This window comes from Pseudogulbenkiania subflava DSM 22618, from assembly GCF_900177275.1.
In the GTDB taxonomy this organism is placed as follows: domain Bacteria; phylum Pseudomonadota; class Gammaproteobacteria; order Burkholderiales; family Chromobacteriaceae; genus Pseudogulbenkiania; species Pseudogulbenkiania subflava.
This window is the reverse complement of the sequence record NZ_FXAG01000016.1, coordinates 35,429-53,681: the sequence shown is the minus strand read 5'-3', so window position 1 is coordinate 53,681 and position 18,253 is coordinate 35,429. Positions and strand designations below refer to the sequence as shown.

Genomic DNA, 18,253 nt, shown 5'->3' with positions numbered 1-18,253 from the left:
TTAACCCACACGACTCCAGTGGACAGGGTGCAGCCGATACTGGCAGCCACCTTAGACCTTTCCGGTGGTTTGTCGGGCCCCTCTCTACCTCGCCATGATATATCCACTCGCCGTTCTATCGATCGTTTCTGGATAATGTCGTTGCCGCTCAAGCGGCTCTGATATGCCGAGCCGTGACAACAGGCCTGGGCCTTGTTTCACAAGGCGCGGCGCCCCGCACGGCAGCCATCAAGCTGGGTGCGCAGTTCCTTTACCTCGGCAGCCAAATTGTCGCGAGCAGTGACAGCACCAACCAATTCCATCTCCGCGGTAAGGCGTGCGTCGGATTCGGCCGATGACGCCGCCACATTGCGTTCGAGCTGCAGGCGCAATTCAGCGAGCTGGGCGTCTTTGCCTTCGATGGCCAATTGATCCTTGGCTTTACCGACCAAGGCGTTGGAAGCGGTATCACGAGCATGTTGCAGTTCGATTGTCAGACGCTCGATATGGGCATCGCACTCCGCCAACGTTGCCAGGGCCTGATCACGGTCCTCTGCGACCTTGGCCAACTGCGCGCGCAACTCATCATGATCGGCTTCGAGTTGTTCATTCAAATGGAGCAGCGATGTCAGGTCGCCATCGGCCTGTGCAAGGCCATCGCGAAGACCGGTGCGTGCTTCTTCCGCGAGTTGCTGTGCCCAGCTGACCAAGGCGGCCGTGATGGACTCGGGGATATCCACCTTTATCGCTTCCGCGGGTTTTGTCTGGCTGGCTCGCCATGCCGCCAGATGCGTGTGGACAGAGGAAAGGGAGGCCATGCCAAAAGCGTCGCGCAAAGCGCCGACGGTCACAGGCAAGCCATTATTTACCAAGCGGTTGGCCGTGGCTGCCACTTCGTCGAACGTGATTTCTTGACCTGACATGTCTATTTCCAAAGGCGAGGGAGCCGATGAGTGTATCACCGGCGGTACTTTGGATATCTTCGACTCCTTGGCGTAAATATTGACATCCGCCTTGCACTGTCAAATCAAACAGCCCCGTTTCGTTGAGAAACGGGGCTGTCGGTTTTTATTGTCTGGTGAGTAGCTGGTTGTGTCCGCTTACTCCTCGGTTACCGCGTACGAGAAGCGCCGCAGTTGCAGCGGCACGTCGCCCAACTGGGCTTCGCGGCGGGCCAGCGTGACCACGTGCTCGTGTTTGGGCGAGTGCTCGCACACCGGGTCGAGGGTGTTGGCGTCGCCGGCCAGCGCCAGCGCCTGGCAGCGGCAGCCGCCCCAGTCCTTTTCCTTGTTGTCGCAGCCGCTGCAGGGTTCGGGCATCCAGGCGGTGCCGCGGTAGGCGGCGAAGGCGGGCGAGTCGAACCAGGCGGCATTCAGCGTGCTGGCGGGGAAGCGCGGGAAGTCGAGGTGGGTGAGGGTTTGCGCGGCGTGGCAGGGCAGCAGGGTGCCGTCCGGCATGACGTTGAGGAAGCGTTGTGCCCAGCCGCCCATACAGGCTTTGGGACGGCGCGCGTAGTAGTCGGGGATGACGTAGTCGATGACCATGCGGCCCTTGACGCGTTCGCGCCAGTCGGTCACCAGCGCCGTCATGGCGTCGAGCTGGGCTTCGCTCGGGATCAGCGCGGCGCGGTTTTGCAGCCCCCAGCCGTAGTACTGGGTGTTGGCGACTTCGACGCGGGCGATGCCGTGCTCTTCGGCGTAGCTGAGCATGGCGTCGAGTTCGTGGGCGTTCTGCCGGGTGATGACGAAGTTGAGCGTGAGTGCGAGGCCGGCGGCCTGTACCAGGTCCAGCGCGGCTTGCTTCTTGGCGACGCCGCCCTTGAAGCCGGAGAGGGGCTCGGCCACGGCTTCGTCCAGCCCCTGGAAGCTGAGTTGCACGTGGTTGAGCCCGGCCTCGGCCAGCACCGCGAGTTTGGCTTCGTTCAGCAGTACGCCGGAGGTGATCAGGTTGCTGTAGAGGCCGACGCGGCTGGCGTGCGCGACGAGTTCGGGCAGGTCGGCGCGGGCCATCGGCTCGCCGCCGGAGAAGTGGACCTGCAGCATGCCCATCTCGGCGGCTTCGTCGAGGATGGCGCACCACTCGGCGGTGGAGAGCTCCGCCGAGGCCGGGGTCAGCGCCAGCGGGTTGGAGCAGTAGGCGCAGCGCAACGGGCAGCGGTGAGTGAGTTCCAGCAGGACGGCCAGCGGCGGGGTCAGGGCGGTATCAGTCATGGCGCAGGAACCCTTTCTCACTCATGGTGGTGAACAGCGCCAGCACGTCGCTCTCGACGGTGGCGAGCGGGGCGTCGAATTCGGCGGCCAGCGCCTGGCACAGCGCGCCGATGCTCTGGCCGCGGCTGCGTTCCAGGATCAGCCGCGCCATGTCGTCGACGATCAGCATGCGTTCCGGCCCCAGCAGCACCCAGCGCTCGCGCACTTTGTCATGCTGCAGCCGGGTGCCGGGGGCGAGCTGCACGGTGCTGTCCAAGGTCAGCATGGCGGCTGGCTCGGGTCGAAGGCGCCCGGCGGGATCATGCCCGGCGCGACGTAGGCGGCGTAGAGCGCGTCAAGCTGCGCCCACAGCACGTTGCACTTGAAGGTCAGCGCGTCGAGCACGCCTTGTTGTTCGGCCAACGTGGTGGCGTGGCGCTTGACGTAGTCGAGCGCGAAGTCGGCATCGCGTGGCGCCTGGGAGAGGCGGCGGCGGAAGTAGGCCAGCACCTTGTCGTCGATGAAATCGTAGTTTTCCAGCAGGCCGACGATGCGTTCCTTGTGGATGGCCGGGGCGAACAGCTCGGTCAGGCAGGAGGCGACGGCGACCACCGGCGGGTGGCGCGCGACGAAGTCGACGTAGGCTTCCACCGCGAACACCGTGGCGGGCAGCGCGCCCTGGCGCGAGATGACGTAGTCGCGCGACAGGCCCAGGCCGTCGGTGAGCACCAGCCAGCGTTCGATGCCGCCTTCCTCGTCGCCGTAGCCGTCGTGGTCGAGGATGCGCTGCACCCATTCGCGGCGCAGTTCGCGGTCGTGGATGCGGCTGATCAGCGCGGCGTCCTTGCGCGGAATCGCCGCCTGGTAGCAGTAGCGATTGAGCGCCCAGGCCTGCACCTGGCCGAAGTTGAGCTTGCCGCCGTGCAGCAGGTGGTGGAAGGGGTGGCGGTTGTGATAGCGCTCGTGACCGATGGTGCGCAGCGCATCTTCCAGTTCGGCCGGCGACAGCACGGCAGTAAGGGGCTTATTCAACGCAGAACTCCATGCCGTCACGGGCCAGTTGCCAGCCGGCGGCGGCGATGGCGGCGCGCTCCGGGCTGTCGGCAAGCAGGACGGGGTTGGTGTTGTTGATGTGGATGAACAGCTTGCGGGCCAGCGGCACGTCCTGCCACAGCGCGATCGCGCCGCCCTCGCCGCTCATCGGCAGGTGGCCCATGCGCGAGGCGGTCTTGTGGCCGACACCGCAGGTGATCATCTCGTCCTCGGTGTAGGTGGTGCCGTCGAACAACAGGCTGTCCTCGGGGCGCAGGCGCGCCTTGATGTCATCGGGCAGCGCGGCGCAGCCGGGCAGGTAGAACAGCCGGCTGTGCGAGCCCACCGCGCTCAGGGCGAGGCCGATGGTGTCTTCCGGCACGCTGCCGAAGTTGGCGGCATTAGGGTCTTCCAGCCACAGTGCGACCTTGCCGGGGATGGTGAAGGGCTCGACGCGCACGCCGGTGTCGGCGCCGTTGGCGTCGAGCACCGGCTGAGGCTGATCGAGCGTCAGGGTCCGGCGTGCCACCTGCTGGCGGTCGAGCACGTTGAACACGGCGTTGGCTTCCAGCACGCGCTGCACGCGGCCGCTGGCGTACACCGGGAAGGCCTGGCTCTCGCGCAGCGACAGCAGGCCGGCAATGTGGTCGACGTCGGCGTTGGTGAGCAGCGCCGCGCTCAAGGGGCTCGAGCGCGGGAAGCTCTGGGGCTGCAGCGCCGGGGTCGCGGCGAACTGCTGGCGGATGTCGGGCGAGGCGTTGATCAGGACCCAGTGCGCGCCATCCGCGGATACCGCGATCGATGATTGCGTCTGCGGCGTGGCGCGGTGGCCGAGGCGGGCCGCCTGGCACACGTCGCAGGCGCAGTTCCATTGCGGCAGGCCACCGCCGGCCGCGGCACCGAGAATGATGACGCGCAACATGGGGTCGGGTCCTTGTCTCAGCGCTCGGCGCACATGTAGCAGTTGATCTCGCAGCCGAGGGAGACTTCGATCACTTTCGGGGTGGTCCAGGTACGCATGGTGAATCCTCCAAATTGAGAACTGAATTGCCGGATGGCCACTTCACTATAAGGATGGCAGGCGCCGCGTGAGAATGCGACTTTAGTCGGACGGGGGAACGTGTTTTTTCTTGCCGCATCGCATCGCATCGCACGGCGTGGCGTGATGGGGGGCGTGAACGCCTGCATCCATTCTACGGATCGGCATGCATCCAGCAGATCGGCGCGGGCGGTGCGTCGTGGGCCATCGTGCGGGGAGCGAAGTGCACTCGACGGCACATCGGATGGTGTTGCTTGCTGGGTTTCGGCGTGAACGCCTTCACCCATCCTTCGGCCAACGTTTGGGGGCATGAGGGATTGCGACTCTGCTGCCTTCGCGACATTTCGCGGGCCTCGCTCCGTCGGCGTCGGTACTTATCTTGCGGATCGGGCCGGCAAAAAAAGGACCCGCCGAGAGGCGGGCCAAAAGCCCTGTAATGACAATGCACGGGCAGGAGGAGTCAATCGGTAGGCTGGTCGGGGGCGGCCAGCGCGGGGAGTTCGGCCAGTTCGTAACGGGCGTAGAGGAAGCCGACGCTGCGGCGCCATTCGGCGCGCGCCTCGGCCCAGCCGGCGAAGTCGGCCGGGATCGGCAGCGCCATCACCTCGGTCGGCGTCAGGCCGCGCCGCGCGGCCTCCTTGAGCGTGGCGTCGAGCCACTGCAGGTAGCGGCGCGTGGCGCGGATCGGCGCGGCGTCGTGGGTCACGGCGCCGTGGCCGGGCACCAGCGTCTTGAACGGCAGCGCTTCGAGGCGGTCGAGCGCGGCGAACCACTCGGGCAGGCTGGCGTTGGGCAGGGTCGGGGTGCGGCCGTTGAACACCTGGTCGATGGCGTACAGCACGCCGCTGGTGTGGTCGAACACCGCGATGTCGGACTGGGTGTGGCCCGGCACCGCGATGAATTCGAGCTGGTGCCCGCCGATCTCGCGCACGCCGGGCGTGAGCGGGGCGTTGGGCAGCAGCGGCTCGGTGCCCTGCATGCGGTCGCCGACCAGGCGGTAGAGGTTTTCGGCCAACCCTTCGGCTTCGTTCCGGAGCATGGCGGTGGTTTTTTCCTCGGCGCGGATCGGCACGTCGCGAAACGCCTGGTTGCCGAGGAAGTGGTCGGGGTGCTTGTGGGTGATGACGAGTTCGCGCACCGGCTTGCCGGCGGTGCGCTCGATGACGCGGCGGTACTGCTCGCCAAAGGCGCGCGACGGCCCGCTGCCGATCACCACGACGCCCTCGGTGGTGGCGATGAAGGCGGTATTGACCAGGAAGCCGCCGTTCTGCGGCGTGAAGTAGCCGGTGTCGGCGATCACCGCCCAGCTGTCCGGGGCGACCGCCTGCGGCGTGATCGGATAATCGGCGGCGCGGGCGTCGGTCATGGCACCGAGTCCGGCCAGCAGCGCGGCGATCAGGCGCAGGCGGCGCGTCATCATGGCAGCACCGGCAGGCGGCCGCCGAAGGCGTTGCCGTCGCTGTCCTGGGCGTCGATCCGCAGATTGTCGCCGTCGAGCCTGGCCAGCTGGAAGGTGAACAGCGGGTTCTCGGCGAGCGGCGCGTCGAGGCTGAGGCGCGCCAGCGGCTGGCCCGCACTGTCGCTGAGCCGCAGCTGCGTCAGGTGGAACGTCGGCGTATTGCCGACCAGTCCGGTGTCCATCGGGTGCATGACGCGCAGGCGGATGCGGTGGGTGGCGCCCTCGCGCCAGACCCGGCCGTACATCTTGCCCAGCAGGTTGGCCCAGTCGGTGCTGGCGCGGGTCGGGGTGGGCAGGGCGCAGCCGCCGCCCGGGGCGTCGACCAGTTGTCCGCCGACGTGCCAGACCCCCTGGGCGTCACGCGCCGCGGCGCGGATCGGCGTGGCCTGGTTGACGCGCATGGCGACGGCGAAGACCGGTTGCAGCCGCAGCGGCTGGAAGCGCAGCGCCAGCGGCAAGGGGTTGTAGTCGGCGAACAGCACGATCTCCTCGACCTGGCCGAGCGCACTGGCGTCGACGCTGACCGGCACGCGCTGGCCGTCTTCGACCTGCTGCGGCAGCGTCACCTTGACGCGCTCGTCGAACACCGCCGGCTGGTCGCCCAGCACGGTCTTGTGCATGACGTCCCACATTACCGAATGCAGCGGGTCGGCTTGCGGTGCGGCGTACAGCGGCAGGTTCGTGCCCAGCAGGACGAGCAGGGCGGGGAGGTGGCGGGCGAGGGGCGGCATGGCGGGGTCCCGGGGGCTCAGTGCTCGTCAGGCGCGCGGTAGCTGACCTGGTAGCGGGCGAACAGCCGGGCCAGCTTGCCCGACTGGCGCAGCTCGGTCACGGCGTCGCTCACCGCCCAGGCGAGATCGCGCAGGCTTTCCTTGGTGGCCATGCCGACCTCCCAGCGCGCCTTGATGAGGCCGGGCGCCTGCGGCTGGCCGAGGCGCCATTCGCCGCGCGGCAGGCCCCATTCCAGTTCGCTCTGGGTGCCGTACACCGCGCTGGCCTTGTCCTCGCGCAGCGCGGCCACCGCGCCCTGGGCGCTGGGATAGTGCTGTAGCTGGCTGCGCAGCCGGCCTCCCTGCAATGACGACAGGTAGAGGTCGGCCAGGCTGTCGTTTTCCACCGCGATGCTGTCCTGGCCGATCTGCAAGGTGGAGCCGGGGACGTTGCCGCCGGCCCAGGCGAAGTTCTCGCTGTAGTAGGGGCTGAACAGGTAGGCGTTGTCGTTGCGGCGCGCCAGTTCGCGGTCGAACGGCACGTGCAGCATCAGGTCGGCGGTGCCGCCGCCGAGGTAGTGGCCCTTCCAGACGGCGTTGCGCAGGTCGCCGTCGACGTCGTCGGCCGGGGTGATCGGCATGAAGTTGATCGCCAGGCCGAGTTTCTTGCCGATGGCGCGCGCCAAGTCGACGTCGATGCCGGTGAGTTCGCCGTCCTTGACGAAGGAGAACGGCGGGAAGTCGCGGTACACCGCCACCCTGAGCACTCCGCCCGCGCGGATATCGTCCAGATTGGCGGCGCGGGCCTGCTGCACCAGCAGCAGCGGGGCCACGAGCAGAGCGGTCAGAACATGGCGGCGGTTCATGATGTCATTCCTGATGCACGGTATCGAGCCAGGAGCGGATGGCCCAGGCGGCTTCCTGCGACAGGATGCCCTCGAACGGCGGCATGTAGGTCACGCCGTTGCGAATCGAGCCGTGGCGGATGCGGCCCTGGAACACGGCATCGCCGTCTTCGCCCGTGGGCAGCTGGCGCAGGTCCGGGGCGATGCCGCCGGAGACGGCGTCGATGCCGTGGCAGCGCGCGCAGTTCTGGGCGAAGGCGGAATGGCCGATGCGGATGGCTTCGGCATCGCCGCGGTAGGGGTTGCTGTCCAGCCACTCGCTGCCGAGCTTCTTCAGATTGCCGGTGTCCACCGGTTGCGGGGTGACGTTGCCGTGACCGTAAGCGGTGCCGAGGAGGGTGAGACTGCCGGCGAGGGCCAGCGTCAGCATGCGGAGGGTGGCGGGTTTCATGTCGTGCTTCCTTGCTCAGGGGGTGAAGAACTGTTTGCCAGCTCGGCCAATTCGGCCTCGCTGAACAGGCGCGAGCGGGTGATGAAACGTACCCCTTCGGGTGCCTCCACCGAAAAACTCGAGCCGCGACCGGGAACCAGGTCGATGGTCAGGTGAGTGTGCTGCCAGTATTCGTACTGAAAAGCGCTCATGTAGAACGGCGCGCTGGCGATCTCGCCGAGGTAGACGTCCTGGGCGCCGAGGTGAAAATCGCCCTGCGGGTAGCACATCGGGGCGCTGCCGTCGCAGCAGCCACCGGACTGGTGGAACAGCAGGGGGCCGTGCCGCTCGGTCAGTTTGCTGACCATGGCGGCCGCGGCAGGGGTGATGTCAACGCGATTGACCATGGTGTTCCTCGCACTGGGCGGCATGGCTGCCGCCCCGCAGGTTTGATGCCCGAGAAGAGGGATTTCCGTCATGGGCAGGCCGAGGTCGAAGCGGGAAGCTCCGCGGAGAGGGGGCCGCGAGCACCGCCACGTCGAGATCGGCCTGCACAGCAGGAACGTTCCCTATTCTCAGAAGAAGCCCAGTGCGTTCGGGCTGTAGCTCACCAACAGGTTCTTGGTTTGCTGGTAGTGGTCGAGCATCATCTTGTGGGTTTCACGACCGATGCCGGACTTCTTGTAGCCACCGAACGCGGCGTGTGCCGGGTACAGGTGGTAGCAGTTGGTCCAGACACGACCGGCCTTGATCTCGCGACCCATGCGGTAGGCCAGCGAGCCGTCGCGCGTCCACACCCCGGCGCCCAGGCCGAAGGAGGTGTCGTTGGCGATCTGCAGCGCTTCTTCCTTGTTCTTGAAGGTGGTGACCGCGACCACCGGGCCGAAGATTTCTTCCTGGAACACGCGCATCTTGTTGTGGCCGGCAAGGATGGTCGGCTCGACGTAGTAGCCGCCGGCCAGATCGCCGCCCAGCTGGGCACGCTGGCCACCGGCCAGCACCTGGGCGCCTTCCTGGCGGCCAATGTCGATGTAGGACAGGATCTTGTCGAGCTGCTCGGACGAAGCCTGGGCGCCGATCATGGTGCTCATGTCGTACGGGTTGCCCTGCTTGATGGCCTTGACGCGGGCCACGGCACGCTCGATGAAGGCGTCGTAGATCGATTCCTGGATCAGGGCGCGGCTCGGGCAGGTGCACACTTCACCCTGGTTCAGGGCAAACATGGCGAAGCCTTCCAGGGCCTTGTCGAAGAAGGCGTCGTCGGCGCTCATCACGTCTTCGAAGAAGATGTTGGGGGACTTGCCGCCCAGTTCCAGCGTCACCGGAATGATGTTCTCGGAGGCGTACTGCATGATCAGGCGGCCGGTGCTGGTTTCACCGGTGAAGGCCACCTTGTTGATGCGGGTGTTGGTGGCGAGCGGCTTGCCGGCTTCCAGACCGAAGCCGTTGACGACGTTGAGCACGCCCGGCGGCAGGAGGTCGCCGATCAGGTCCATCAGCACCATGATCGCCATCGGGGTCTGCTCGGCCGGCTTCAGCACTACGCAGTTGCCGGCGGCCAGCGCCGGGGCGAGTTTCCAGGCGGCCATCAGGAGCGGGAAGTTCCACGGGATGATCTGGCCCACGACGCCCAGCGGCTCGTGGAAGTGGTAGGCGACGGTGTTGTCGTCGATCTCGCCGATCGAGCCTTCCTGGGCACGGACGCAGCCGGCGAAGTAGCGGAAGTGGTCGACGGCGAGCGGGATGTCGGCGGCGTTGGTTTCACGCAGCGGCTTGCCGTTGTCGGCGGTTTCCACGGCGGCGATGAAGGACTGGTACTGCTCCATGCGGTCGGCGATGCGCAGCAGGGTGTTGGAGCGTTCGGTCGGGGAGGTGCGAGCCCAGCGGTCGAAGGCGGCATGGGCGGCGTCAAGTGCGAGTTCGACGTCTTCGGCGGTGGAGCGGGCAACTTCGCACAGCGGCTGGCCGGTGATCGGGCTCAGGTTGGTGAAGTACTGGCCACGCACCGGGGCGACCCACTTGCCGTTGATGAAGTTATCGTATTGGCTGCGCAGCGGGATGGTGTTCTGGATCGAGTTCAGGGTCTGTTGCAACATGACGTTCCTCCGGTTTGGTGAGACGCTGGTCTGTTGGGTGTACAGCCTAGCAGTGGTTTCATTGTGCGAATCGGAGGGGCGTTCAGCCATTCGACTTTGGTCGGAGAGGGGGGAGGGCGCTTGCTTGTCGGTGTTGGTGGAGGAGTGGGCTTTGCCGGTTCCGCCCGGCAGGCGGGTCGAGGGGCTTGCGTCGCCAAGCCCCTCGACGCTCCCAAGGCGAGCCCACCGCCGCTTGTCTCCGTCTGGCTGGAGGATGGCGAGGCGCGGCGGAAACTAGCCGGGCGCTAACGTCGCCCGGCGTCGGACAGCCCGCCGCTTAAAACCTCGCCATCCCCCATCCAGGCGGCGCGGCAGAAGGGCGGATGGGGCACGTCGGTCATGTTTTGGTTCTGGGAGAAACTGGCGGTGGCGGGGGGGGCGTTTCCGCCCGGTCTCCTTGCCTGGGTTGTGGCTTGCCCGTCAGGGTTGGTGGAGGAGTAGGGTTTGCCGGTCCCGCCCGGCAGGCGGGTCGAGGGGCTTGCGTCGCCAAGCCCCTCGACGCTCCCAAGGCGAGCGGATGGCGCGCGTCGGCTAGGTTTTGGCACGGAAGGACGCCCGAGAGTGTGGGGGTGCCGGTTCCGCCCGGCGGACGGGAAGGGGGAGTTTGCGTCGCCAAACTCCCCCTTCACCCCCAAAGGCGACCCCCGCCTGCCGTGTGTTCCCGCCGGGGCCCGGTCATGGCAAGGCGCGGCTGGAACTAGCCGGGCGCTAACGTCACCCGGCGTCGGACAGCCAGCCGTTTAAGACCTTGCCATGCCCACCCGTCGGCACGGCAAGAAGGGGGACCCACTACTGGCGCACTAGGCTTGTTGATTTGGATTGGGGAAAAGGCAAAGTCCAGTGAAGAACCCGACGAGGGTGGCTGAGCAGTTGTGGATAATTGCCTTCAGTCATCACGGCATCAGATATCCCCGTCTCCGCCTTCGCCTGCATTCCCCCGTGCTAAAACATCGCCGATGCGCCCCATCGGCCCTTCTGCCGCGCCGGTTGGATGGAGGATGGCGAGGTTTTAAGCGGCGGGTTGTTCGACGCCGGGCGACGTTAGCGCCCGGCTAGTTTCCGCCGCGCCTCGCCAGCCTCTAGCCAGGCGGAAGCAAGCGGCGGTGGGCTCGCCTTGGGAGCGTTGAGGGGCTTGGCGACGCAAGCCCCTCGACCCGCCTGCCGGGCGGGACCGGCAAAGCCCACTCCTTCACCACCCTGACTGGCAAGTAACCACCCAAGCGAGGAGGCCGGGCGGAACCGGCCCCCTCTATGCGGCCGGCTTCCCCAGAGCCAAAACATGAGCGTCGCGTCCCATCCGCTCGCCTCGACCCGCCTGCCGGGTGGGACCGGCAAACCCTACACCTCCACCAACCCGGACAGGCAAGCCACGACCCAGGCGAGGAGGGCGGCCGAACGGGCAACCTACCGCTTACTCCCCCACCGGCTGCGTCAGATGCGCCAGCAGCGTCCTCAAGCGCGCCGGCCGCACCGGCTTGCCCAGCCAGGCCCAGCCACCGGCTTCCGCCTCCTGCCGCACCTCGTCGCTGCGGTCGGCCGTGATCAGCGCCGCCGGCACCGCGCGACCCAGATGATGGCACACGGTGCGGATCGCCTCGATGCCGGTGGCGCCGTGGTCGAGATGGTAGTCGGCGAGGATGGCGTCCGGTTGCACCGCCTCGCGTTTGAGCAACTCGATCGCCTCGCTCGCCGAGGCTGCCGCCAGCGGACGGTAGTGCCAGTTGGTCAGCAGCGTGCTCATGCCCTCGAGGATGCTGGTTTCGTTGTCGATCAGCAGGATGGTGGCGCCCTGGCGCTGCGCCGGGGCCGCCAGGGCCGGCGGCGGGTCCGGTTGCGGTGCGGGGCTGACCGCGTCGGCCTCGCCGTAGGGCACTACCACGCCGAACAACGAACCGCGTCCGAAGCGCGAGCGCACCACCAGGCGGTGGTCGAGACGGCGCGCCAGGCGGCTGACGATGGCGAGCCCGAGTCCCATGCCTTTCGGACACAGGCTGTGGTGTTCGGGCAGGCGCTGGAATTCGTGGAACACCAGGGCGAGCTTGTCGGACGGGATGCCGAGCCCCTGGTCCCACACCCCGATCAGGAGGCCGTCCGGCTGGCGCCGGCAGCCCAGCAGGATGCCGCCTTCGCGGGTGTAGCGGATGGCGTTGGAGAGGAAGTTGCGGAGCACCCGTCCCAGCAGCACCCAGTCGCTATGGATGATGGCCGGGCTGGAGTGCAGCTGCAGGCGCAGCGACTTGGCCTCGGCCAGCGGTGCGAACTCCTCGGCCACCTGTTCCAGCAGCTGCGCCACCGGGAAGTGGCGCGGTTCGGCCTCGACCGCGCCGGCGTCCAGCCGCGAGATTTCCAGCAGGGTGTTGATCAGGTCGTCCACCGATTCCAGCGCGGTGCCGGTCTTGTCCACCAGCGGTCGCACCGACGGCGCCAGCTCCTGCCCGGCCAGCGCGGCGAGGAACAGCCGCGCCGCGTTCAGGGGCTGCAGCAGGTCGTGACTGGCGGCGGCGAAGAAGCGCGTCTTGCTCTGCTGCGCATCCTCGATGGCGCGGATCGCCTCGCGCAGCCGGCCGTTGGCCACGGAGAGTTCCTCGGTGCGCTCCGCCACGCGTACTTCCAGCTGTTCCTTGGCCTGCTGCAGCGCCTCGGCGGCGCGCCGGCTCTCGGTGATGTCCTGGATCAGCGCGAAGAACCCCAGCACGCTGCCGTCGGCGGCGAAGTGCGGGATGAAGGTGGCGCGGGCGAACTCGATGTGCTGGCGCGGTGCCGGCAGTTCCAGTTCGAACACCGAGGCCTGGCCCGACAGCGCCAGCTCAACGAAATGCTTGCGGTCGTCGAACAGCTGGGCGCCCAGCACTTCGCGCATCGAGCGGCCGTTGATCTCGGATTGCGGCACGCCGAACCAGCTCTCGTAGCCCTTGTTGGTGAAGCGGTAGATCTGCTGGTTGTCGACGTAGGCGATCAGCGCCGGCATGGCGTCGGTGATCAGGCGCATCTTGGCTTCGCTGTCGCGCAGCGCCTGCTCGGCTGCCTTGCGCTCGCTGATGTCGGTGTAGCTCATCACGAAGCCGCCGCCCTGCATCGGGTTGTACTGCACCTCCAGCGTCAGGCCCTGCGGCGTGCGGTATTCCAGGGTACCGCCCAGCGGGCAGCAGCGCGACCATTCCGCCAGGTGCACGCCGCTGTCCTCGTCGAGCTGCGCCAGCGCCGGCTGGGTCAGCTCGACGAAGCGCGGGTTCCACTCCATCAGGCGGCCGTCGCGATCGAACACCGCCAGGCCCTGGCGGATGCTGTTCATGGTGGCGTGCAACAGCTGCGAATGCGCCGCGAGGTCGCGCTCGCGCAGCAGCATTTCCTGGCGCTTGATCTCGGTGATGTCGGTGTAGATCGCCACGCGGCCGCCGCCGGCGATGGCGCGCTCGCTGACGCGCTGCCAGCTGCCGTCGCTCATCGCCAGGATCAGGCTGTCCTGCGGCGCCTGCTGCACCGCCAGGCGCTGGGCGATCCAGCCCTCCGGGTCGGCCTCGGCGTCGCGGATCAGGTGCGCCGCCACCGCGGCGCGGATCAGGGTCTCGAACGGCAGGCCGGGGGCGATGATCGGGCGCAGCGCCGGGAACATCTCGCCGAACTTGCGGTTGCAGTGGATCAGCCGGTTGTCGCTGTCCCACAGCGCGAAGCCGTCGGCGATGGTCTCCACCGCCACGTTGAGCTGGTTCTTGGCCAGTTCGGCGGCGAGTTTGGCCTCCTGCAGCGCGAAGTTGGACGCCTCGAGGTCGGCCATGGCCTTCTCCAGGGCGCGGGTGCGCTCCTGGATGCGGGTCTCCAGCTCGGCGGCGACCTGGAAGAAGGTGAACGAGTTGCCGTTGTCGGCCAGTCCCTGCTCGACGCGGCGCATCAGCGCCTCGTTGATCTTGCGCAGCTTGGCGTTTTCCAGTTCCAGCGCGCTGAGCCGCTCGGCGCCGTTGGGCCGCGGTGCCATCTCACTCATGTTGCGTGCCATAGCCGATGGCGATGCCGGTGAAGGTCTGGTTCACGTGCATCGCCTGGTACTGCTCGCCATAGGTGGAAAAGCCCACCACCGAGTTCGCCGCGAGCAGGCTGGAGAGCCGGGCGATGGCGTCGGAGTGCAACAGCGGCAGGGTGCGCAGGATGCAGTCGAAGCCCAGCACGATCTGGAACTCGCCGAGCCGGCCGCGCAGGTCGCGGAAGGTGCGCGCCAGGTTGTCGACGATGTCGGTGGCGCGCGTGCCGGACAGCACGATGCCCTCGTCGATGGCGCAGAAGAAGCTCAGGCTCAGATCGGGGTTGATGCGCTGGATCGAGCGCACGTAGGGCACGCCGCCGACGTTGAGTACCAGGGGGTGCGCGGCGAACGACAGCGGGGTGAGGCGCTCGGGCGACACGCCCAGCAGCCGCGCGTATTCGGCGGCGGCCGGTTCGGCGTTGATCTCGGTCACCAGACGCGCTTCGGCATCGGCCTCGGTCACCACCACGCGCTCGCCGCTGCGGATGGCGTGCTCGGACTTGAATACCTCGAACGGGTGTGGCGTGGCGATCAGCACCAGCGCCGCGCTGTCGCTGACGAACTGGCCGTCCACCAGGATGTGGGTGCGCTCGAAGCGCATGTTGTCGCCGGCCGAGCCGCCGCAGATCGGAATGTCGCCCAGCGCGCGCGCCAGCCGGCCGGCGAGCTGTTCCTCGCGCGCCGACAGGCCGTCCACCAGCAGCAGGGCGAAGGCATGGCGCTCCAGCGGAAAGCCGGCTTTCTGGCCGAGCGAGTAGCGTGCGCTCATCACCGTGCCCAGCGCGTCGGACAGGTCGAAGTGGGGCAGGTCGCCGATGTGCTGCACCTCGACGAAGAAATCCGGCTCGGCGAAGCTCACGCCGACGATGGAGTGGCAGCGATAGCCGTCCGGGCTGATCTCGCCGGCGGTGGTACAGCCCACCACCGGGATGTCGCCGAAGCGGCGTGTCAGCGCGGCGGCCAGTTTGTCGAGCTGGTAATCGGGGGCGACGAACAGCAGCACTAGCGAGCAGTCGGGCTGCCACAGCTGCTGGTAGAGTTCGTCGGCGACCTGGTCGGGGTCGGCGCTGTAACCATGACCGCGTCGCACCCGGGAAGGCGGATTGAAACCCATTTGTCTCCACTCTGCTTTGTAGTCGTGATGACGTCTCTGCGGACGCTCGCACCTCATCTTGAACCTTCGCTGCGTAAAACGAAAGTCGAATAGCGCGCGCGCGCGCGCCGCGCCATGCTGCAGTGTACCGTCTGCCGGAGTACTGCCATGAGCCTGTCCCGTCTCAGCGTTGCCCTGCTGTTGTCGCTGGGCTCCACCATCGCCGTCGCCGCCGAACCGGTGCCGCTGCCGGACGGCTACCGCCTGCAGCATTACCGCGCCCCGACCCCGGCCAAGCTGCCCGGCGCCACGGTGCTCGACAGCCAGGCCCTGCAGGCGCTGATCGCGATACACCACCCGCTGCTGCTCGACGTCATGGCCGCCAACCGGGTGCCGGACGCCGCAGGCGGCTGCCGCTGGGTGCCGGCCGCGCCGCGCCGCCACCTGCCCGGTAGCGTGTGGCTGCCCAACGTCGGCTACGGCGAGCTCGAACCCGCCATCGAGCAGTATTTCCGCCGCCAGCTGGAGCGGCTGTCCGGCGGCGACCTCGGCCGGCCGCTGGTGTTCTACTGCTTGCGCGACTGCTGGATGTCGTGGAACGCGGCGCGTCGGGCGTTGAGCTACGGCTACCAGGCGGTGTACTGGTATCCGGACGGCAGCGATGGCTGGCAGGAAGCCGGGCTGCCGCTGATCGACGCCGTGCCCGAGCCGCAGTGAAGGTGTTGCCGCGCTTGTCGTCCTGTCCGCGCGGCTGACGCAAGCTCCTTGCGTGCGGGACGACGTCACGGCGAGCATCGCCGCCCCGAGATCGTCACGCGCCGTCGACATGTTGATCTGCTCTCAAGCGCGCTGGCGCGGGCGGTAACCGAGCAGCGCCAGGGTCAGACACACTGCCGTGGCGATTACGGTATGGCTGGCCGCCGCGCTGTCCCACTGGCCGTACAGCGCGAAGCGGATCATCTCCACCGCGTCGGTGAACGGGTTGAAGCGGCACAGCTGGTAGACCCATTCGCTCCCCTCCTGCATCTTCCACAGCGGATACAGCGCCGAGGACAGGAAGAACACCGGAAACACCACGAAATTCATCACCCCGGCAAAGTTCTCGATCTGGCGCACCTGCGACGACACCACCATGCCGGCGGCGCCCAGCATCAGCCCGGTCAGCACCAGCGCCGGCAGCACGCTGAGAAAGCCATTCCATGGCAGGTCCACCCCGGACAACCGCGCGATCAGCAGGAAGGCGTACACCTGCAGCAGCGACACGCACATGCCGGCGAACAGCCTGGCGAACAGCAGGAAGGGTAGCGGCTGCGGGCTGGTCAACAACACGCGCATGCTGCCCATCTCGCGGTCGTACACCATCGACAGCGAGTTCTGCATGCCGTTGAACAGCTGCACCATGCCCACCAGCCCCGGCACGATGTAGACGTCGTAGGTGATGTAGGTCTCGTAGGGCGGGGTGATGGCGATGCCGAGCGCGGCCCTGAAGCCGGCGGCGAACACCATCAGCCAGATCAGTGGGCGCACCAGCGCGCCGAAGAAGCGCGAGCGCTGCTGCAGGAAGCGGCGCAGCTCGCGCACGATGATGGCCCACAGCACGATCCACTTGGTTTTCATGACACCGCTCCGGTACGTAGGTCGAACCAGCCCGCCAGGTCGGCGCAGCCGGCCTCTGCGAGCAGCGGGGCCACCGCGCCGCTGGCGAGCAGGCGGCCGCGGTGCAGTAGCGCGACGTGGTCGTGCTGCGCATCGATTTCGTCGATCAGGTGGGTGGCCCACAACAGCGCCAGCCCCTCGTTGCGCACCAGCCGGTGCAGGTGGCCGATCAGGAACTGGCGCGAGGGCAGGTCGAGACCGACGGTGGGCTCGTCGAGCAGCAGCAGCGCCGGGCGATGCAGCAGGGCGCGCGCGATTTCCACGCGGCGGCGATGGCCGCCGTTGAGGTCGCGTACGCGGTCGCGCCGGCGCGCGGCTAGGTCGAGCCGTTCCAGTTCCTCGCCGATGCGCTGGGCCAGCGCCTTGCCGTGCATGCCGTGCAGCGCGCCGAAGTAGCTCAGGTTCTGTTCGACGGTCAGGTCGAGGTCCAGCGTCGACTGCTGGAACACCACGCCGACGCGCGACAGCGCCGCGGCCTGCAAAGGTTGGCCGAACACCGTGATGCGGCCCGATTTCACCGCCAGCAACCGGGAGAGCAGGCCGAACAGTGTGCTCTTGCCGGCGCCGTTGGGGCCCAGCAGGATGCAGCACTGGCCGGCCTCCACCGTCAGGCTGACCTGGTCGAGCGCCAGCCGCTCGCCGTAGCGGTGGCTCAGCGCCTCGATCGCCAGCGCGGCGCTCATGATCCGCTCACCGCCACCCCCCAGGGGTAGCGTCCCACCGGGATCGACTTGATCACCTTGAGCGCGGCGGTGTCGATCACCGAGACGTCGTTGCTGATGCCGTTGGTGACCCACAGCTGCTTCTCGTCGGCCGACAGTTCGGCATGCCACACGCGCCGTCCCACCAGCAGGTACTTCACCGGCTGGAAGGTCTTGGCGTCGATCACCGCCACGTGGTTGGCCGGCCCCAGCGGCACGAAGGCGTAACGGCCGTCGCGGGTGAGGCGGATGCCGACCGGCTGGATGCGGTCCTTGGGAATGCCGGTGATGGCGAAGGAAATGGTCTTGATGCGCTTGCGGCTGGCGACGTCGATCACCGACACCGTGCCGCCCACCTCGGCGCTCACCCACAACAGCTTGCCGTCGGCGGAGAAGCGCGCGTAGCGCGGACGCTGGTCGACCAGCGTGCTGTCCACCAGCTGGCGCGTGCGGGTGTCGATCCAGTGCACCATGTTGGTGGTTTCCGAGGTGTTCACCGCCCAGCGTCCGTCCGGACTCACCGCCATGCCTTCCGGCTCCACCCCGACGTCCACCTGGCCGGTGACGCGGCGGCTCGCCACGTCGATGATGGTCACCACGTTGCTGTTCTCGTTGGCGATGTACAGCGACTTGCCGTCCGGCGCCAGCGCGAACTGCTCCGGGTCCTCGCCCGAGGGCAGGTTGTGGGTGATCTTGCCGCTCGCCAGGTCCATCACCTGCACCGTGTTGTCGTCGCTGGCGCAGATGAACAGCGACTTGCCGTCCTTCGACAAGGTGATGCCGCGCGGGCGCTTGCCCACCGGGATGGTCTTGACCACCGCCAGCGTAGTGCTGTCGATCACCGTTAGCGTGTGGTCCTTCTCGTTGGAGACGTAGACGTTGGCGGCCATGGCCTGCGACGCGGTGAACGAGGCCAGCAGCAGGGCGGCGAGACGGCAAAGAGGGTGTGGCATGGCGGTTCCTTGGG

Annotated in this window: 18 protein-coding genes; 1 reads left to right on the top strand and 17 read right to left on the bottom strand. The window is 67.6% G+C overall.

What is annotated here, in order from left to right; translation table 11 throughout:
• Positions 1-197: 197 nt before the first annotated feature.
• The 14 genes from B9N72_RS14190 to nosP form a co-directional block, all read right to left on the bottom strand.
• Positions 198-902, bottom strand: coding sequence for a DNA-binding protein (locus B9N72_RS14190; protein ID WP_085276965.1), 705 nt, complete (start codon positions 900-902; stop codon positions 198-200).
• 177 nt (positions 903-1,079) lie between these two features.
• The gene (gene pqqE, locus B9N72_RS14185; RefSeq protein ID WP_085276964.1) at positions 1,080-2,189 is read right to left on the bottom strand and encodes a pyrroloquinoline quinone biosynthesis protein PqqE; all 1,110 of its coding nucleotides are present in this window, start codon (positions 2,187-2,189) and stop codon (positions 1,080-1,082) included.
• Positions 2,182-2,454 (bottom strand): pyrroloquinoline quinone biosynthesis peptide chaperone PqqD, encoded by a 273-nt coding sequence (gene pqqD / locus B9N72_RS14180; RefSeq protein WP_085276963.1) that lies wholly within the window; start codon positions 2,452-2,454, stop codon positions 2,182-2,184. Before pqqD ends, pqqE begins: the two co-directional genes overlap by 8 nt.
• Positions 2,448-3,200, bottom strand: coding sequence for a pyrroloquinoline-quinone synthase PqqC (gene pqqC, locus B9N72_RS14175; RefSeq protein WP_085276962.1), 753 nt, complete (start codon positions 3,198-3,200; stop codon positions 2,448-2,450). Before pqqC ends, pqqD begins: the two co-directional genes overlap by 7 nt.
• Entirely contained in the window at positions 3,193-4,122 is a 930-nt protein-coding gene (gene pqqB / locus B9N72_RS14170) for a pyrroloquinoline quinone biosynthesis protein PqqB (RefSeq protein WP_085276961.1), read from the bottom strand. The genes pqqC and pqqB overlap by 8 nt, the downstream gene beginning before the upstream one ends.
• A gap of 17 nt (positions 4,123-4,139) precedes the next feature.
• Positions 4,140-4,220, bottom strand: a complete 81-nt coding sequence (gene pqqA / locus B9N72_RS21775; protein ID WP_036986317.1) for a pyrroloquinoline quinone precursor peptide PqqA — start codon at positions 4,218-4,220, stop codon at positions 4,140-4,142.
• A gap of 479 nt (positions 4,221-4,699) precedes the next feature.
• The gene (locus B9N72_RS14160; RefSeq protein WP_085276959.1) at positions 4,700-5,659 is read right to left on the bottom strand and encodes a quinoprotein relay system zinc metallohydrolase 1; all 960 of its coding nucleotides are present in this window, start codon (positions 5,657-5,659) and stop codon (positions 4,700-4,702) included.
• Positions 5,656-6,429 carry a quinoprotein dehydrogenase-associated SoxYZ-like carrier gene (locus B9N72_RS14155; RefSeq protein ID WP_085276958.1) on the bottom strand — a complete coding sequence of 258 codons (774 nt, stop codon included), beginning with the start codon at positions 6,427-6,429 and terminating at the stop codon, positions 5,656-5,658. The genes B9N72_RS14160 and B9N72_RS14155 overlap by 4 nt, the downstream gene beginning before the upstream one ends.
• Positions 6,430-6,446: 17 nt before the next feature.
• Positions 6,447-7,274 (bottom strand): substrate-binding periplasmic protein, encoded by an 828-nt coding sequence (locus tag B9N72_RS14150; protein ID WP_085276957.1) that lies wholly within the window; start codon positions 7,272-7,274, stop codon positions 6,447-6,449.
• Between the two features lie 4 nt (positions 7,275-7,278).
• A complete protein-coding gene (gene pedF / locus B9N72_RS14145) occupies positions 7,279-7,704 on the bottom strand; it encodes a cytochrome c-550 PedF (RefSeq protein ID WP_085276956.1) in 426 nt (141 codons plus the stop codon).
• Complete coding sequence (locus tag B9N72_RS14140; RefSeq protein ID WP_085276955.1) at positions 7,701-8,090, bottom strand: DUF779 domain-containing protein; 390 nt, start codon at positions 8,088-8,090, stop codon at positions 7,701-7,703. Before B9N72_RS14140 ends, pedF begins: the two co-directional genes overlap by 4 nt.
• Positions 8,091-8,258: 168 nt before the next feature.
• Positions 8,259-9,779, bottom strand: coding sequence for an aldehyde dehydrogenase (adh, locus tag B9N72_RS14135; RefSeq protein ID WP_008952538.1), 1,521 nt, complete (start codon positions 9,777-9,779; stop codon positions 8,259-8,261).
• 1,450 nt (positions 9,780-11,229) lie between these two features.
• On the bottom strand, positions 11,230-13,800 hold the full coding sequence (locus B9N72_RS14130; protein WP_085276954.1) for a hybrid sensor histidine kinase/response regulator: 2,571 nt from the start codon (positions 13,798-13,800) through the stop codon (positions 11,230-11,232).
• Positions 13,793-14,950 carry a nitric oxide-sensing protein NosP gene (nosP, locus tag B9N72_RS14125; protein WP_085276953.1) on the bottom strand — a complete coding sequence of 386 codons (1,158 nt, stop codon included), beginning with the start codon at positions 14,948-14,950 and terminating at the stop codon, positions 13,793-13,795. The genes B9N72_RS14130 and nosP overlap by 8 nt, the downstream gene beginning before the upstream one ends.
• Before the next feature lie 147 nt (positions 14,951-15,097).
• Here nosP and B9N72_RS14120 point away from each other — a divergent pair, with 147 nt between their 5' ends.
• Positions 15,098-15,646, top strand: coding sequence for a PQQ-dependent catabolism-associated CXXCW motif protein (locus B9N72_RS14120; RefSeq protein WP_085276952.1), 549 nt, complete (start codon positions 15,098-15,100; stop codon positions 15,644-15,646).
• A gap of 123 nt (positions 15,647-15,769) precedes the next feature.
• On the opposite strand, the gene B9N72_RS14115 is transcribed toward B9N72_RS14120, so the two are convergent.
• Genes B9N72_RS14115 through B9N72_RS14105 form a run of 3 tightly spaced genes read right to left on the bottom strand, consistent with a single transcriptional unit; the run spans position 15,770 to position 18,239 of the window.
• Positions 15,770-16,546: an ABC transporter permease gene (locus B9N72_RS14115; RefSeq protein WP_085276951.1), complete on the bottom strand. Its 777-nt coding sequence runs from the start codon at positions 16,544-16,546 to the stop codon at positions 15,770-15,772.
• Positions 16,543-17,268, bottom strand: coding sequence for an ATP-binding cassette domain-containing protein (locus B9N72_RS14110; protein WP_085276950.1), 726 nt, complete (start codon positions 17,266-17,268; stop codon positions 16,543-16,545). Before B9N72_RS14110 ends, B9N72_RS14115 begins: the two co-directional genes overlap by 4 nt.
• On the bottom strand, positions 17,265-18,239 hold the full coding sequence (locus B9N72_RS14105) for a YVTN family beta-propeller repeat protein (RefSeq protein ID WP_085276949.1): 975 nt from the start codon (positions 18,237-18,239) through the stop codon (positions 17,265-17,267). Before B9N72_RS14105 ends, B9N72_RS14110 begins: the two co-directional genes overlap by 4 nt.
• Between the last annotated feature and the right edge of the window lie 14 nt (positions 18,240-18,253).

Coding starts and splice junctions, on each gene's coding strand:
- B9N72_RS14190 (WP_085276965.1), bottom strand. CDS start 902: ATGTCAGGTCAAGAAATCACGTTCGACGAAGTGGCAGCCACGGCCAAC.
- pqqE (WP_085276964.1), bottom strand. CDS start 2,189: ATGACTGATACCGCCCTGACCCCGCCGCTGGCCGTCCTGCTGGAACTC.
- pqqD (WP_085276963.1), bottom strand. CDS start 2,454: ATGCTGACCTTGGACAGCACCGTGCAGCTCGCCCCCGGCACCCGGCTG.
- pqqB (WP_085276961.1), bottom strand. CDS start 4,122: ATGTTGCGCGTCATCATTCTCGGTGCCGCGGCCGGCGGTGGCCTGCCG.
- pqqA (WP_036986317.1), bottom strand. CDS start 4,220: ATGCGTACCTGGACCACCCCGAAAGTGATCGAAGTCTCCCTCGGCTGC.
- B9N72_RS14160 (WP_085276959.1), bottom strand. CDS start 5,659: ATGATGACGCGCCGCCTGCGCCTGATCGCCGCGCTGCTGGCCGGACTC.
- B9N72_RS14155 (WP_085276958.1), bottom strand. CDS start 6,429: ATGCCGCCCCTCGCCCGCCACCTCCCCGCCCTGCTCGTCCTGCTGGGC.
- B9N72_RS14150 (WP_085276957.1), bottom strand. CDS start 7,274: ATGAACCGCCGCCATGTTCTGACCGCTCTGCTCGTGGCCCCGCTGCTG.
- pedF (WP_085276956.1), bottom strand. CDS start 7,704: ATGAAACCCGCCACCCTCCGCATGCTGACGCTGGCCCTCGCCGGCAGT.
- B9N72_RS14140 (WP_085276955.1), bottom strand. CDS start 8,090: ATGGTCAATCGCGTTGACATCACCCCTGCCGCGGCCGCCATGGTCAGC.
- adh (WP_008952538.1), bottom strand. CDS start 9,779: ATGTTGCAACAGACCCTGAACTCGATCCAGAACACCATCCCGCTGCGC.
- B9N72_RS14130 (WP_085276954.1), bottom strand. CDS start 13,800: ATGAGTGAGATGGCACCGCGGCCCAACGGCGCCGAGCGGCTCAGCGCG.
- nosP (WP_085276953.1), bottom strand. CDS start 14,950: ATGGGTTTCAATCCGCCTTCCCGGGTGCGACGCGGTCATGGTTACAGC.
- B9N72_RS14120 (WP_085276952.1), top strand. CDS start 15,098: ATGAGCCTGTCCCGTCTCAGCGTTGCCCTGCTGTTGTCGCTGGGCTCC.
- B9N72_RS14115 (WP_085276951.1), bottom strand. CDS start 16,546: ATGAAAACCAAGTGGATCGTGCTGTGGGCCATCATCGTGCGCGAGCTG.
- B9N72_RS14110 (WP_085276950.1), bottom strand. CDS start 17,268: ATGAGCGCCGCGCTGGCGATCGAGGCGCTGAGCCACCGCTACGGCGAG.
- B9N72_RS14105 (WP_085276949.1), bottom strand. CDS start 18,239: ATGCCACACCCTCTTTGCCGTCTCGCCGCCCTGCTGCTGGCCTCGTTC.